1 protein-coding gene is annotated in these 1,085 nt (G+C 73.5%); it reads left to right on the forward strand.

The window, feature by feature from the left end; genetic code table 11:
• Nucleotides 1–1,064: dihydrodipicolinate synthase family protein (locus GKQ77_RS32975; RefSeq protein ID WP_219692814.1), on the forward strand; the 1,064-nt coding region annotated here is incomplete at its 5' end.
• Nucleotides 1,065–1,085: the final 21 nt, after the last annotated feature.

Consider the following 1,085-nt stretch of genomic DNA (forward strand, 5'->3'; position numbering starts at 1 on the left):
CCTCCCGCACCGTCCTCTCCGCCGCCCACGTCGTCGCCGACCCCCGCGCGGACATCTCCCCGGACGGCCCGGCCGCCGTCGACTGGGACGCCACGCTCGCCTTCCGCCGCCACCTGTGGTCGCACGGCCTGGGCGTCGCCGAGGCCATGGACACCGCCCAGCGCGGCATGGGCCTCGACTGGACGGGCGCCGCCGAACTCATCCGCCGCTCGGCCGCCGAGGCGAAGTCGGTCGGCGGCCGGATCGCATGCGGCGCCGGCACCGACCAACTGACCCTGCCCGCAAGCCTTCCGCAGGTCAGAAAGGCCTACGAGGAACAGCTCGCCCTCGTCGAATCGGCCGGCGCCCAGGCGATCCTGATGGCATCGCGCGCCCTCGCCGCGACCGCCGCCTCGCCGGACGACTACCTGGAGACGTACGGCCACCTCCTGCGCCAGGCGAGCCAACCGGTCATCCTGCACTGGCTCGGCCCCATGTTCGACCCCGCCCTGGCGGGCTACTGGGGCTCGGCCGACCTGGACGCGGCGACCGACACCTTCCTGGAGGTCATCGCCGCCCACCCCGAAAAGGTCGACGGCATCAAGGTCTCGCTCCTGGACGCCGACCGCGAGATCGCCCTGCGCCGCCGCCTCCCCGAGGGGGTGCGCTGCTATACGGGTGACGACTTCCACTATCCCGAGCTGATCGCGGGCGACGACCACGGCTTCAGCCACGCGCTCCTCGGCGTCTTCGACCCCCTGGGCCCGCTGGCCGCCGAGGCCGTGCGCGCCCTGGACACCGGCGACGTGCGGGCCTTCCGCGCCCTCCTCGACCCGACCGTCGCACTCTCCCGCCACCTCTTCGAGCACCCCACGCGCTACTACAAGACCGGCGTGGTCCTCCTCGCCTGGCTGGCCGGACACCAGACACACTTCACGATGGTGGGCGGTCTCCAGTCGGCCCGCTCCCTCCCGCACCTGGCCCGCGCCTACGAACTGGCCGACGGGCTCGGCCTGTTCCCCGACCCGCACCTGGCGGCCTCCCGGATGCGCGCGCTGCTGACCGTCCACGGAGTACCCCAATGAACACCCCGCCGCCCCTGGCCC

It is taken from the genome of Streptomyces anatolicus (assembly GCF_019400875.1).
GTDB lineage: Bacteria > Actinomycetota > Actinomycetes > Streptomycetales > Streptomycetaceae > Streptomyces > Streptomyces anatolicus.